The sequence below is a fragment of the Sphingopyxis sp. 113P3 genome (assembly GCF_001278035.1).
Taxonomy (GTDB): Bacteria; Pseudomonadota; Alphaproteobacteria; order Sphingomonadales; family Sphingomonadaceae; genus Sphingopyxis.
In genome coordinates, this window is record NZ_CP009453.1 from 113,756 (window position 1) to 127,239 (window position 13,484).

18 protein-coding genes are annotated in these 13,484 nt (G+C 63.5%); 14 read left to right on the forward strand and 4 right to left on the reverse strand.

What is annotated here, in order from left to right; translation table 11 throughout:
- The 9 genes from mobF to LH20_RS24120 all read left to right on the forward strand — a co-directional run bounded on the left by mobF (position 1) and on the right by LH20_RS24120 (position 6,911).
- Positions 1–3,009, forward strand: coding sequence for a MobF family relaxase (gene mobF, locus LH20_RS22010; RefSeq protein ID WP_053556514.1), 3,009 nt, complete (start codon positions 1–3; stop codon positions 3,007–3,009).
- Between the two features lie 2 nt (positions 3,010–3,011).
- On the forward strand, positions 3,012–3,299 hold the full coding sequence (locus LH20_RS22015; protein ID WP_053556515.1) for a hypothetical protein: 288 nt from the start codon (positions 3,012–3,014) through the stop codon (positions 3,297–3,299).
- 1 nt (position 3,300) lies between these two features.
- Positions 3,301–4,017, forward strand: coding sequence for a hypothetical protein (locus LH20_RS22020; RefSeq protein ID WP_053556516.1), 717 nt, complete (start codon positions 3,301–3,303; stop codon positions 4,015–4,017).
- Positions 4,014–4,523 carry a DUF2726 domain-containing protein gene (locus LH20_RS22025; RefSeq protein ID WP_053556517.1) on the forward strand — a complete coding sequence of 170 codons (510 nt, stop codon included), beginning with the start codon at positions 4,014–4,016 and terminating at the stop codon, positions 4,521–4,523. Before LH20_RS22020 ends, LH20_RS22025 begins: the two co-directional genes overlap by 4 nt.
- Positions 4,524–4,543: 20 nt before the next feature.
- Complete coding sequence (locus tag LH20_RS22030; protein WP_053556518.1) at positions 4,544–4,750, forward strand: hypothetical protein; 207 nt, start codon at positions 4,544–4,546, stop codon at positions 4,748–4,750.
- A gap of 26 nt (positions 4,751–4,776) precedes the next feature.
- Complete coding sequence (locus tag LH20_RS22035; protein ID WP_053556519.1) at positions 4,777–5,139, forward strand: hypothetical protein; 363 nt, start codon at positions 4,777–4,779, stop codon at positions 5,137–5,139.
- A gap of 4 nt (positions 5,140–5,143) precedes the next feature.
- Entirely contained in the window at positions 5,144–5,920 is a 777-nt protein-coding gene (locus LH20_RS22040; RefSeq protein ID WP_235527240.1) for a CsgG/HfaB family protein, read from the forward strand.
- On the forward strand, positions 5,917–6,387 hold the full coding sequence (locus tag LH20_RS22045) for a hypothetical protein (protein ID WP_053556521.1): 471 nt from the start codon (positions 5,917–5,919) through the stop codon (positions 6,385–6,387). The genes LH20_RS22040 and LH20_RS22045 overlap by 4 nt, the downstream gene beginning before the upstream one ends.
- 71 nt (positions 6,388–6,458) lie before the next feature.
- On the forward strand, positions 6,459–6,911 hold the full coding sequence (locus tag LH20_RS24120) for a hypothetical protein (RefSeq protein WP_144423762.1): 453 nt from the start codon (positions 6,459–6,461) through the stop codon (positions 6,909–6,911).
- Here the strand turns inward: LH20_RS24120 and LH20_RS23640 are convergent.
- Positions 6,904–7,176, reverse strand: a complete 273-nt coding sequence (locus LH20_RS23640) for a hypothetical protein (protein ID WP_158501185.1) — start codon at positions 7,174–7,176, stop codon at positions 6,904–6,906. The genes LH20_RS24120 and LH20_RS23640 overlap by 8 nt on opposite strands.
- A 207-nt stretch (positions 7,177–7,383) precedes the next feature.
- Between LH20_RS23640 and LH20_RS22060 the strand changes: the two genes are divergently transcribed.
- The 4 genes from LH20_RS22060 (at position 7,384) to LH20_RS23175 (ending at position 9,743) form a co-directional block, all read left to right on the forward strand.
- Positions 7,384–7,815: a LexA family protein gene (locus tag LH20_RS22060; RefSeq protein WP_083455639.1), complete on the forward strand. Its 432-nt coding sequence runs from the start codon at positions 7,384–7,386 to the stop codon at positions 7,813–7,815.
- On the forward strand, positions 7,812–9,086 hold the full coding sequence (locus LH20_RS22065; RefSeq protein ID WP_053556524.1) for a Y-family DNA polymerase: 1,275 nt from the start codon (positions 7,812–7,814) through the stop codon (positions 9,084–9,086). Before LH20_RS22060 ends, LH20_RS22065 begins: the two co-directional genes overlap by 4 nt.
- The gene (locus LH20_RS22070; RefSeq protein WP_144423764.1) at positions 9,083–9,346 is read left to right on the forward strand and encodes a hypothetical protein; all 264 of its coding nucleotides are present in this window, start codon (positions 9,083–9,085) and stop codon (positions 9,344–9,346) included. The genes LH20_RS22065 and LH20_RS22070 overlap by 4 nt, the downstream gene beginning before the upstream one ends.
- An 82-nt stretch (positions 9,347–9,428) precedes the next feature.
- A complete protein-coding gene (locus LH20_RS23175; RefSeq protein ID WP_083455640.1) occupies positions 9,429–9,743 on the forward strand; it encodes a WGR domain-containing protein in 315 nt (104 codons plus the stop codon).
- On the opposite strand, the gene LH20_RS23830 is transcribed toward LH20_RS23175, so the two are convergent.
- Complete coding sequence (locus LH20_RS23830; protein WP_200905509.1) at positions 9,737–9,913, reverse strand: hypothetical protein; 177 nt, start codon at positions 9,911–9,913, stop codon at positions 9,737–9,739. The two genes, LH20_RS23175 and LH20_RS23830, sit on opposite strands and share 7 nt — an antisense overlap.
- 38 nt (positions 9,914–9,951) lie before the next feature.
- On the opposite strand from LH20_RS23830, the gene LH20_RS22080 reads away from it, so the two are divergent.
- Positions 9,952–10,221, forward strand: a complete 270-nt coding sequence (locus LH20_RS22080; protein ID WP_053556527.1) for an HU family DNA-binding protein — start codon at positions 9,952–9,954, stop codon at positions 10,219–10,221.
- Between the two features lie 134 nt (positions 10,222–10,355).
- On the opposite strand, the gene LH20_RS22085 is transcribed toward LH20_RS22080, so the two are convergent.
- Positions 10,356–11,168, reverse strand: coding sequence for a hypothetical protein (locus LH20_RS22085; RefSeq protein ID WP_053556528.1), 813 nt, complete (start codon positions 11,166–11,168; stop codon positions 10,356–10,358).
- Between the two features lie 598 nt (positions 11,169–11,766).
- Positions 11,767–13,479: an FAD/NAD(P)-binding protein gene (locus LH20_RS22090; RefSeq protein ID WP_051586985.1), complete on the reverse strand. Its 1,713-nt coding sequence runs from the start codon at positions 13,477–13,479 to the stop codon at positions 11,767–11,769.
- Positions 13,480–13,484 lie beyond the last annotated feature (5 nt).

A 13,484-nucleotide genomic window follows, 5' to 3' on the forward strand; every position in this document is an offset into this window, starting at 1 on the left:
GTGCTGAGCGTTGCCTCCGTCAAATCCGCGTCCGGCGCCGCGAACTACTTCGCCAAGGACGACTATCATGCGGCCGAATACTACGCCGGCGAACACGCCACCGAAGCCAGTGGCTGGGCCGGAGAAGGGGCGAAGGCGCTCGGCCTGGCCGGCGAAGTAGCGAAGGAAACTCTCGAGAAAATCCTCAACGGGGAACTGCCCGATGGGGAGAAGGTGGGCCAGGTCCAGAACCGACAGTCGGGGATCGACCTCACCTTCTCGATGCCCAAGTCGGCGAGCGTGATGGCCTATGTCGCTGGCGACGAACGCGTCCTGAAGGCCCATTGGAACGCTGTCCGCACGACCATGGCCTGGGCTGAGAAGCAGTTCGCGGAGGGTCGTACCTACGAGCGGACTAAATCAGGCGAACCGGTGCGGACCGGGAACCTGGTCTATGCGCTGTTCCAACACGACACGAGCCGCGCGCTCGACCCGCAAGGGCATATCCACGTCGTGATCGCCAACATGACGCGAATGGCCAACGGTGCCTGGCAGGCGCTGCACAACAGTCAGCTCTGGAAGAACAACACCACTTTGGGCGCGGCGTACAACGCGCAGTTCCGGTCCGAGCTGGCCAAGCTCGGTTACGAGACCCAGCTGACCGGCAAGCACGGCCAGTTCGAGATCAAGGGTGTCCCCAAGGAGGTGCTCGAGGAATTTAGCCAGCGTCGGGCGGAGATCCTCGCCAAGGCAGAGGAATTGGGCATTTCATCCCCGAAGGGGCTCGACAAAGTCACCACGAACACACGCGACCCAAAACTCAATGTCGAAGATCGGCTCAGCTTGCGGGACAGCTGGCGCGAACGCGCGGCGGCGCTGGGCTTCGACGGAAAGGCTCTGCTGGCCCAAGCGATCGGGCGATCAAGCCCTGGCTCCGCAGAACACGGTTTGCGAACCGAGCGGGGCCTCAACGAGGTTCTGACCGGCATCAGGGAAGCGGTCGGCAGCATTTTCAGCCCACGCGACCCGCTGGTCGATCGCGGCCTCGACCGGCTCGGCCTGACCGCCTCGGAATATCGCGCGCAGCACGCGGTCGCCTCGGCTGTCCGCATCCTCGAGCAGCGTGAGGCGGCGTTTTCGGTGCCCGAGGTCACCCGCACTGCGCTCGATCTCGGGCTTGCAGGGGTCACGGCCGAGAAGGTCGACGCGCGCATCAGCGAACTCGTCCGCGACGAAAAGCTGATCCCGGGAAAGTCCAACCGGATCGACGGGGTCGTGACGCATGTCACCACGCCCGAAGCGCTCGCGACTGAGGCGAAGATCCTGGCCGAGATCGACGCGGGGAAGGCGGCTGCCAAACCAATCGTCGCGCCCGACCAAGTGGTGATGCGGCTGACCGACGCGTCCGGGGACAAGACACTGAACGCCGGGCAGATGGCCGCTGCCACGCTGGCGCTGTCCTCGTCCGATCGGATCGTTGCCGTGCAAGGCGTCGCGGGCGCCGGCAAGTCGACCATGATCGCCAGCGTTGCCCGGGTTGCCGAAGCCGAAGGTCGCAAGGTGCTGGGCCTCGCCTTTCAGAACAAGATGGTCGGCGATCTGCGCGAGGGCTCGGGGATCGAGGCGCAGACGGTGTCGTCGTTCGTCAACACCTATGCCCGACATGCGCTCGCGGGGCGGGGAGAGGGCTACGAAGGGGCCCGGAACGAACTCAAGGGCACGGTCCTCGTGCTCGACGAAGCCTCGATGGTCGGCAGCACACCGATGCGCCATCTGGTCGGAATCGCCAATGCGCTTGGGGTCGACCGCCTCGTGATGATCGGCGACCGTCAGCAGCTTTCCGCGATCGACGCGGGCAAGTCGTTCGCACTGGCACAAGCTGGCGGGATCGCCATGGAGCGCATGGACGAGAACCTGCGCCAGCGCACGGATCAGCTGCGCAGCGTCGCCGCGCTCGCCAACCGTGGCGCCGTGCGCGAAGCGCTCGGTGTCCTGGGCGAAAAGCTGAAGGCCAGTCCGGCCCACGTCGAGGCGGCCGCCAACCATTGGCTATCCCTGCCCAAGGACGAACGCGACGCGACCGCGCTGTTCGCTTCTGGCCGCGCGTCTCGCGCCGAGTTGAACGAACGCGTGCAGGCAGGGCTGAAGGCGGACGGTACCCTGGCGGGCGAGGGGCGGACGTTCAGCGTGATCGAACGGGTCAACACGACCCGCGAGGAGTTGCGCTACGCCAAGACCTATGCCGCCGGGCAGACGGTCGAGGTCGCGCGCGCGGTCAGCGAGCTCGGACTTCGCCGCGGCACCTACGAGGTCATCGGCGTCGATGCCAAGGGCAGGGTAGAGCTGCGCTCGGGCAGTAAGACCCTGCGCTTCGATCCGCAGAAGATCGACCCTATGGACAAGCGGGATGCGCTCGGCCTCAGCCAGCGTGAGAGCATCAAGCTCCACGAGAACGATCAGATCCGCTGGACGCAGAACGACAAGGATCGCGGACTGCTCAATGCCGCTCTCGCGCGGGTAGTGTCGGTATCGGACAAGGGGATCACCGTAGAGGCGGCCGACAAGACCCTGCACGAATTGAAGACCGGCGATCCCATGCTTGAGCGCATGGGCCTCGCCTACGCGCTCAACATGCACATGGCGCAAGGCATCACGGCCGACAAAGGCATCGCGGTGATGAGCTCGACCGAGAGCAATCTTTCCAACCAGCGACTGTTCAACGTGACCGTGACCCGCGTGCGCGACGATCTGACGCTCTACACCGACAACAAGGACAGGCTGACCAGCGCGATCGAGCGCAACGAAGGCAACAAGACCTCGGCGCTCGAGACCGTGGGCAAGATTGACGTCGACGCTCCGTCTCGAAGCGCTCCGGCTCACGGACCTACGCCGCGCGAGGCCAGCTTCAACCCGACGCTGCCGCCTGACCTTGCGTCACTGCACGGCAAGCCGCTCGGCCTTGGCGCTGAACTTGGCCCGCCTGCGAAGGATCTGCCGTTCCCCGAAAAAGACATTGGACTGGAGCTGTGACCATGACCAACGCCGAAATGACGCCCGTAGTTACCTGGGATTCCGTGAAGCACCTGCAGCACGTTCACTGGTGCGATCTCGAAGCCAACAGCCTCAAGACATGCATCGCCAAGGCGCATCACGAACATGCGATGAAATGGGCCGGGGACGCTCTCTCGTTCGCGGCGATCGCGGTCCTGCTTCTGTTGCTGTTGCGGCCGCTGGCGCGCGCGCTGACAAGCGGCGAGCCGGGGGAGATCACCATTCGTCTGCCCGCGCGTCGGTTCATGCTGGCGAAGGCCCGCTCCTGACATGGGCCTCTCCGACCGCGACTATATGCGCGACCGCTACCGGAAACAGGGTGGAGCGGCGTCGATCCCTGTCTGGAATGACAAGAAGGGCAGGGTCGAACGCGAAGACGTTCCGCTGGGCAGCGCGAGCTGGGTCGGAAAGAACACCGAGTTCGACGAGTACGATCGCATAGCGATGCGCTACGGTCGCCGCCGGCGTACTCGTACAGGCCGCGCCGGTTGGACGCCTGCTCTGCGCGGTCTGATCCCCATCCTCTGCTTGGTGCCGGTGGCGATCGGCATCCTGGCCGACGCGAAGCGTCGGGGATGGCTTCCGGATTTCCAACCAGCGATCACTTTTCCGGAATCGGGAAGTGTCGCGGTGGCGCGCACTTTGCCGTTGGGTCTCGTCCAGAGCCGCCTCCGCGTCAGCGCGGCCGAGGCGAATGCCGTCGTCCAGCTGATCGATCCCCGCACCGGCGCACACGCCCTTTCCGTCTTCGTGGCAGCGAACGACGACATCGACGTTCCCGCCCCGGCGGGGAGGTGGCGCATGCGGATCGTCGAGGGCCAGAAGTGGCACGGCCCGAAGGATTTTTTCGGGCCCAACACCCAATTCGAGACCGTCGCAAAGCTGATGGATTTCCCGGCGCGCGGCGGAAACGGCATCAACCTGCATCGCCGGTTCGATGGCAATCTGCCGACGCGTCAAATGCTGACCGGACCGGATCCGCTATGACCCAGCAGCACATCATCTTCCTGGTCCTGGCTGTCCTCGCTGTCGCCTTGCTGCGCTTGCTAGGCGGGAGATCGGGCATCGGTCGCTTGCCAGTGCGGCCGCGCGAGCTGATGACCAAGCGCGAGCGGATCGTCTGCGGGTTCATCGAGCAAGCAATTCCGAGCGCGCGGGTTCATGCCCAGGTGTCGATGGGCGCGATCCTGCAGCCTGCGCGGGGGCTCGACCGGAGCCGCGCGACGTCGGTGCGCAATCGCTTCTCTTCCAAACGGGTCGACTTCCTCCTCGAGGACCGGGCCAGCGGCGACATCATCGCGATCGTCGAGCTCGACGATAGGACCCACAACGCCCGCCAGGACGCCCAGCGCGACCAAATGACGGCGCGGGCGGGCTACACGACCATCAGGCTCTCAGGGGGCCGTCAGACCGCCCTCAGCGTGCGCAGCGCGCTTGCCGAGGCTTTGGCACCACAACCGGATTCGCGCGCGATGCGCCGAACAGCAGCGTGATGACGCGGAAAGGAGGAAGCATGAGCAATTGGGATTTCGAGGAAATGGGCGACTTCGGCGACGAAGCCGCTGCGGAGCGCTGGGCGAAGCGCAACGACGTGGATCTCCGCGATATCCGCACCAGCAGACGAGGCGACGGGGTCCGATTGGAGATCCGTCGCTCGGCGCTCGGCGACACCGGTCGCCGGGACAATGACCTGCGCGACGGCCGTCGCACGGGGTGGTGAACACAACCAAGAAGGAGTGAATGCAAATGATGAAGCGATATCTGTTGGCGTCCACGCTCGGCCTGATGGCCGCGAGCGTCGCCGTACCTGCGGCAGCTCACGCTGCTGAACCGGGCCCGGTCCTCCTGGCCATGAACGAGTACGCCTCTTCCACCGCCGGGACGGATGTCGCCGCGCGGGTGGCGAAGAAGAAGGCGGCCTACCACGCGCACGCCGGGAAGCACCACGTCAAGTGCGACCTCAAGGACTGCGGGGATTGCCCCGACTGCCCTGATTGCCCCGATTGCGCGGACTGCGACGAAGCCAAGATCGCGCGCAAGGTCGCCGAGGAAAAGGCGGGCATCTGCGATCCCACCAAGCATGCGCAGGGCAAGGTGAAGCATGGCTAGGCGAATGATCGCCGCTGGGTTGCTGGCGGGCCTCGCGCTCGCCGGCACTCCCGCGCTCGCGCAAAAGCTGGGGCAGGGCGGCACCGGTGTCGACGAGAACACCGAGCTGCCACGATGCGCGGCCCCGCTCGGCGTCGTTGCCCTGGTCGAGGAGAAGGCGCCCGACATGCGCGACAGCCTTTCTCCCGGTTTGGCAGCGCTGCTCAAAATGGCAGAGGCGCAGCAAGGAGGCGGAACGGCCAGGGTCGATCCCTTGCCGCTCATCAAACTCATGGCCGCACGCTCCAACTGCTTTCGGGTAGCAGACCGCGGTGCCGCAATGTCCGCGCTCGAGCGTGAACGCGCGATGGCGGGGGCAACGCCGTCCGCGGCGATGACCAAAGCGGACTACCTCATCAGCGCGCAGGTGCTTTATTCCGATGCCAAGAGCCGCGAAAGCGGCGGCGGCTTAGGCGGCGCGCTGGGCGGCGCGGTCGGCCTCAAGTCGAAGACGCTCGAGAGCCAGGTCATGCTATCGCTGGTATCGGTCGACACCGGGTTGCAGGAGGCGGTCGCGACCGGCTCGGCCCGCAAGAAGGATATCGGCGTCGTCGGTGGTGGTCTGCTGCTTGGGCTTGGCGTGGGCGCGCTCGGCGGCACCTACGGGTCGACCGATATCGGAAAGATCACCTCGCTGGCAGTCCTCGACGCGTTCCGTAAGCTCATCGTCGACGTGCAAGCGCGCTTGCCGGCTAAGCCCGCAGCTGTGACGGCGCCGCCAATCGAGAGTCCGAAGCCATGAACATGCTCACCGGCGTCCCGGCAGCGAATTGCCCCTACTGCACCAAGCCGCTGGGTCGTTGGGCTGACGCGCATCTCGTCCATCGCTGCGCGGGCTGCGACCGCCCCCTGGGCCGCGTTCGAGTAAGCAGATCGGTTCGCTTGTATCGGATCATGCCGATGCTCGATGTGACCAAGATCCTCGGGACGGTCCTCGCGCTGTCCGGCATGGTTCTCATGGTCGTGGATCCCGCTCTGGTGAAAGGCTTCGTCCTGCTGATCGCCTTCGCGCTTATGACCTACGGGCTTACCGACGTGTTCGATGGCTGGCTTTCGGTCCGGACCCGGATCGATCGCACCGCGCGAAAGATGCGCACCGGGGCAGCGGCTCGCCGCGCTGGATTAGCGAAGATCCTGTTCGGTTTCTTGACCTTGACGGTCGCGATCATGGGTATCGTCGTTAGGTCCAGTCTGGGTGCAACTGTTTGACTTCGCACGATAGAACAGATGATCGGAGCGACGAGAATCGCTACAATGGTGTCATGAAACCCGAGACCTCCGTGACGACCAGACTCGGCAAACCCCAACTTTCCTGGGAGGTTGACGGTCGGCTTCACTCGCTCACGTTCGACGGCGCCCATGGGACGTACTGCTCGCCAGATGGCGAAGTCATAGAAATGCCGCGGGAGGGATGGCTGGCCCTTGTCGAAGCGGCCGCCCGCCTAACGGACGAACCAACAAAGATTAGCCCGCCGCTTCGCGCAACTCCGGCAAAACCACCCAAGCCTCGCGGGCCGAGGAGTGGGCAAGGCTGGTCGCCCGAAGAGGACGCTCGCGTCCTTGCCTGGTTCACCAGCGAGACGACGCCGATCGCCGCCATCATGGGCGAGCTGGGCCGCAACGAGGGTGGCATCGAATCCCGCCTTGTCCGCCTCAAGGCTGCGCCCGATCGTGAAGCCGTTCGCCGCGCGTATCTTCGCCGGACTGCCAGCGACGGTATTGGCATCAAATGAGCAGCGCGCAGTCGTCGCCTAGTGTGGACGAGGCCGAGCGTCCTTCGAGGCCATGCTCGAAGGGTGCTTCTGGTTGTTGCGCTTGTTTGATCGAGAAGGCCAGACAGACGCCTCCCTTCACATCTGCAACGCGATCGACGCGCTTCGCCGGCATCCCGCAGCTCGTCCGCTCGACTTCGCCCTGCATGATGCCGAAGCTACGGGGCTCCTCGAGCCGATTAATTGAGCGTGGAACGAAGGCGCTCCCGGCTGCGACGAGTGGCATTCGTATGCGAAGTCGCGGCAATCGGTGCGATGACTGTCGCCGGCCTGGTGTCGGCGCTCCATGGCGCTTGGCTTGCAGCACCCGAGCTTTTGGCACGTTTACAACGCCTTCTCTGATATCCGAATTGGCTTTTTGACGTCCAACACAGGTTGGCTGTTCCCTACATGTTCTGTTTCGCGCTACCAGTGCCCGCGAAAGCGGGCACAAATGCAAAACCAGATTCGACTGACAGAACTCCAATGGGCCGATACCCGATCCTCGATCCCGCTCGCGCTGGTGCGCGTTCCTGCAGGGTTTCCCAGCCCCGCCGAGGGCGAGGAAGACGACCCCATCGATCTCAACGCATGGCTGATCGAGCAACCAGCTGCCACCTATCTGATGCGGGTCGAAGGCTGGTCGATGACCGGTGCCGGAATCAATGATGGAGACCTGGTCGCGGTCAGCCGTGCGAAGCAGGCAATCGCCGGCGACGTCGTGGTTGCCGTGATGCATGGCGATCGCACTCTGAAGCGCCTCAAGAAGCTCGATGGGCGGTTCTGGCTCGTTCCCGAAGCTGAAGGCTACCCGCACCTCGAGGTCGACGAATACACCGAGATCTGGGGCGTGGTCGTGGGACTGGTCAGGCGCTATCGCCGATGAGCGGGCCGATCGCCTTATGCGACTGTAATTCCTTCTATGTTTCCGCAGAACGCGTCATGGATTTGTCCCTTCGCGGCGTTCCGGCGATCGTGGCTTCGAACAACGACGGCAATGCGGTCGCCAGATCTGCGGAGGCCAAGGCGCTCGGCATTAAGATGGGTGATCCCATTTTCAAGATCCGCGATCTTATCAAAGCGCACGGTGTGGCGGTCCGCAGTTCGAACTATACCTTGTATGCCGACATCCAGCGGCGCGTGCTGGCGGCGACCGAACCGTTCGCGCGCGACATCGAGATCTATTCCATAGACGAGAATTTTCTCGATCTGACCGGTTTCGAACACCTCGATCTGGTCGACCATTGCCAGAAGCTGCGCGCGCAGATCCTGCAGTGGACCACGATCCCCACCTGTGTCGGCTTAGGGCCAACCAAGACGCTGGCCAAGCTCGGCAACGCGGCCGCCAAGAAGAATCCGATCTTCGACGGCGTCGCAGACCTGCGCGACGAATATATCCGCCGCTACGTGATGGACCGGTTCGACGCCGCGGACGTGTGGGGGGTAGGGGGCGCGACCACGCGCAAGCTGAGCGACCTCGGCATTCGAACCGCTGGCCAGCTGCGCGACATGCCGCTGCGGCAGGCGAGGGGGCTTGGCACCGTCGTACTGGAGCGCCTCGTGGCCGAACTCAACGGCGTCCAGGCCGACGCGGTCGAACTCGTGGCTCCCGATCGTAAGGGCATGGCGGTGACGCGCTCGTTCGGCACGCCGATCGCCGACCTTGAGCAGCTGATGGGGGCGATCTCGCAATTCGCCATGCGCGCCGGCGAGAAGCTGCGCCAGCACGGCCTCGTGGCAGGGCGTATGGCGGTGTTCTTCCACACCAACCGCCACAAGCCGGATCGGCCGCAATATGGCGCGTCGCGGGGCGGGGCACTGCATCCCATGACTGCCGACAGCTTCGAGCTGATCTCCCTTGCCCGGCGCTTGGTCGAGCGCGCGTATCGTCGCGGTTTCGAGTTCACGAAGGCGGGCATCATGCTCGAGCAGCTGGCGGCGGCCGACGCACGGCCGCGCACGCTGTTCGAAAACCAGGACCAGTCCGCTCAGCGCGAGCGGCTCATGGCGGCGATCGACGACATCAACGGCAAGTTCGGCCGAATGACGGTTGTGCCCGGCAGCCAGGGGTTCAAACGGTCTTGGAAGATGCGCGCTGACATGAAATCGCCGGCATGGACGACACGAATAAGCGACTTGCCCGTAGTGAAGGCATGAGCGCCCCCGAGGACAGTATGGACGATCGCCTGACGCTACAGGCGCTTCGCGAGGAAATGGTTTTCACCCGCGTCCTGCTTGGCGAGCAGTATGCGACGTCCATCGACGCCGGCGCCGCGACGCGCGAGGAGATCACCGCGCACATCCTGAACTGCGGACGCATCGCCGAGCATCTGTCGAACAACCAGACCTCGGCGATCGCGGATGCAGCCAAGGCGATGATTGCGGCCCTTCCCAAAGGGTACCGGGGTGAGGAGTGATCGAGCGCATGAATCACAAGCCACGAGGTGATTCAAAATGCCCGTTTCACCCGCACAGTGTGCGCCCCTAGTGCTGTCGACTATGTCTCTGACCGATTTAGCCGGTGCTTCCTTCATCGAGCTCACCGCTGTCGATGAAGGTCGCAACTGCCGGCGAGCCTATCGTATTGAGCGCACCGAGGATCTTTTCGGGCACCAGCTGATCGAACTGTCATGGGGCCGGATCGCGGGGCCGTCTCAGACGAAGCGCCTGTCGGCACCGTCGACCGCCGAGGCTATCGCCACTATTCGCAGAGTGCTCGCGCGCCGAGCGTCCGCGACCAACCGGATCGGCGTTGCTTACACGCGACAGGATGCCGACAGCATGGCAGCGCCTGGAGCCTCTGCCCATCAATAGTCGAGGTTTCGCCGCTCCATCTGGTCGGCTGCGAGATCGGCCACCGGCCCGGTGCCGCCCGTCAGGCTGTAGATCTCGATGACCTGGTGATCCGGTAGGCGCTCGACCATCAGCCGCACAGCCGTAGCATTGTCCTGATCCAGGATCATCTTGGCTTCGGATTTGGTCATGATATGCACCTTGTCCAACTACATAAGGTGTCGATTACATGAATATGAGCGAACTGACCAAGAGCGTTGCCTCTTCCACCGGCGCGACCGAAACCGCCACAAAGGCAATGATTGCTGCGGTCTTCGACGCGATCGCCGCCTCAGCAGCAGAGGGCGATGACGTCGCTATTCCCGGTTTCGGCAAATTCACCGTCAAGAGCCGCCCCGAGCGTCAGGGACGGAATCCTGCGACCGGCGAAGCCATGACCATCAAGGCATCACGGAAGGTGTCGTTTGCGGCTGCAAAAGGACTGAAGGACCGCCTGTAGCGGTCGGCCTGGCTTGAGATGAAGAACAGACCGATGGCATCAGACGCCGGCAGCATGAGACGAGTCTCGTTTGGAAATTGCGGAGGTGTCTCTTTTCGAAGTTGCGCTTACCTATTTCAGATTGATAATACTTCTTATGTTAAATCAGAATGGAGTTCGGTCTCACCGTAGGTTTTCCATGCGCGCTTTACGCGCTCTGTCCACCGAAGCTTAAAAAAGGTCTCAACTGTGTCACTTGCTACGTCAAGTGTATCGAACGCGATATTGGCGATCTCGTCTTTCCTGAGGCGCAAGATCGCGATCACATCTTTCGCCGCTGGTGCTTGCCGATGCACTCCTTTAGCATCAACCGTGACCAAGAAGCGGTCCACCTTCGACATCGTGATCATGCCGACGCACTGATCCTCGTCGAGGCTGATGGCCTCGACCACGCCCTCGTAGGCCACGAAATTCCCCTCGTGCTCGGCTTTTGTCATCACGTAGGCGAGAGCGACCTTGTCCGATGCAGCGGACGCATCGACAACGCGCTGAAGCCATCCAGCCGCAGAAGGCTTCACGAGGTTCTGAAGCGCTCCTTTGCGACCGAGCCAATAGCAAAGCGCACCCGTTACGAAGCTGGTCCACAACAGGCCTGAAAGCGCCGTCCAGATGTCGTGGGCGTTACGCGCTTCGGTAGTCGGGCTCAGGATCACCCGGTAGAAGTCGGGATCATATGACAGCAACGTCCAGGTGGCGGCGACCCGACTGTTGAGGTCGATGGCCATGGCCGCCAACAGATGCCCGAGGCATGCGAAGAGCACGATCGCAGCCAATGTGGTGGTTGAGCCTTGCCGGTCGGGCATGGGGCTCAGGAGGTCATCGGTTGAACCGGCTCGAACGCATACCCACCCGACGATGCCGGGCAGGAGAAGCAACAGAGCAATAAATAGCTGGTAGCCGAGCGTCATGCCGGCTGCGGGCGTCGACCGCCAGCCTCGGGCTGTCGCTCGGCGATCGGGCGTGCCTCGCGCAGGCACGGGAGCTGGAGCGCCCTGCCCTCACCGCCGATAAGTCGTGGCGGGCTGTGAAGGTGAAAGGGCTGAAGGTCGAGGTGTTGCGATAGCCGGCGACGACCGCTTTGCGCCCCAATATCGGTCATTCCGAACCCTTCGGATTTAAACCGAAAGCCGCCATTCGTTCGCGCATCAAAACGAGGCGGCGCGGTTCATAGCTTGCTTGCCGACTGTCTGCGCGTTCCATCGATTAGCTCAATCAGCCACACTTTCTGGCGGGCCAACATGGCATCGTTGCGCGCCGCAATCAGCCGTTCGTGTTTCTGGCCCACAGACGGCCTTATTCACGCGAAAAAACCTGTAGGAATGCCGCACTATAATAAGCATAGGGCAGTATGCGCACACCTGTCACGAATTTTCGTGCAATTAAATGGCCCTTATCCTTTTCAGGCCTAAGCTCTTACTGCAAGATTTATTGAATTTTTCGTTGACAGGTAAGCCGGCTAGTTTTTCAATCGATGGAGCCAGCTTTCTACATAGCACACCAAGGCAACTAACTGCGCGGCGCTTCGAGGACAGCTTGGCCTTGGCTTGCGAACAGGTAAACCACATGCCCGCCAAGCGATGCCAGGGCCCCTTCGATATCAATCGGCAGGCCCCGCTCGCTGTTCGCGGCGAGCGCGCTCAGGATGGCATGCGCAGCCGCGGTTCCCAGCTCCTCTGCAGCGGTCAGCCCCTGTACGAAGGGGTTGCGCCCCAGCAGAAATGGCAACGACAGGCAATGCACGCGTTCCAGCGGGTTGCCGGGTTGCCCGAGCTTGAAGCCCTTCCCGGTGACGATTTCATCGAGGCTTGCCGACCGCGCGATGGCCAGGGCGCGGATCTGCATGCGCAGCGTTGGAAAGGGAAATTCCTCCTGCCCCAGAACGGCCTGCCCGCGTGCGTCGACGATGGAATCGAAGTGGTGCGTCACTCCGCGCGCAGCGATGTGCCAGCCGGCGCCTTTGTCGTCCCGCTCCATCGTATAGTCGGAACCGAGCGCATGGATTGCAAGGATACCGGCATCGTGCAACGCGATCAGCCGTTCGATCGAGAGCGGCGGAACAGCCGCATAATTGTCCACGAACACGCGCTTCAGCGAGCGGTTGAAGCGGGCGCGGTCGCCGTCCGACAAGTCCTTCACAATGGCGCCGAACGGCTCGTGCATGCGCAGCAGCGCATAACGCCAAGGCACGGTGCGGTGATGCCGCGCGTTGTAGTGCACTTCCAGCAGATTGCCGCGCGCCCATTCCAACGGATCGAAGTCGCTGCGGCGCTGCGCATAGCACTTGGAAAAGCCCTCCGGCGTCGTGCATCCCGGCCCGAGCGATCGTAGGAACGCCGGGTCGAGCCGCTCGAGCTGGTCGAGGAAGAGGCCGAATGCCCGGTCCAGATCGCCATCCTTGCCCATGACGATTGCAGCCAGCCGGTCGTCGGTAAACAGATCCAGCGGCTGATAGGGGATCGGGCAGAAGAAATCGGCTTCGGGCAGCAGCCCGCCGCGCGACATCATGGTGATGAGCGGACCCTGCGCCCGGTCGCATTGGTCGGTCGGCGCAAAGGTCAGGCGCCCGTCCACGGACTTGAAACGGCCGATCCGCATTGCATGATCGATCGCCACGTCGATTCCGCTCAGAGAGGTGCCAAGGATACCGAGCCGAATCGCGTCCGCCGAAAGATTTGGCTCGACGCTGCGCCCCAGGGCCGCCGGGTCGGCCCCGTGTGTCTTGGGCACCGAGTGCCCGGTGGCCAGAATCGCATGATCGAACGCGAGCGCGGCCTGCTGAGTGACAGCATCGCTCGTCACCCAGACCCCGCCCTCATGCGCGACAATATCGCTGACGCGGGTGCGCGTGTGCAGCGTGATGCGGTGGCCGCGCGCCGCGCCTTCATTCACCAGCGCGCCAAACTGGTCGGCGTAATAATCGCCCAGAACCACGCGCGGAAAAAAGTGTCGTTCGTGCAGGTCGGCATCCCCGATGCCCCAGCCATGGCGGGTTTCGGGCGGGATCCGCTGCAACCAGTCGAGCAGGGTCTCGCACACCGGCGGCAGTTCGATGCTGGCGATGTTGGACAGCATGGCCGGTGAGTTCTGCTGGCGATCGTAGGGCGTACCCACACCGGGCCGCGCCCCGGATTCAAAGATCAATATCGCCAGCGGTGCCTCTGACGTGATCAACCGCTTCAGGGCATAGACCGCGCTCGGCCCGGCCCCGATGATCGCCACGCGCG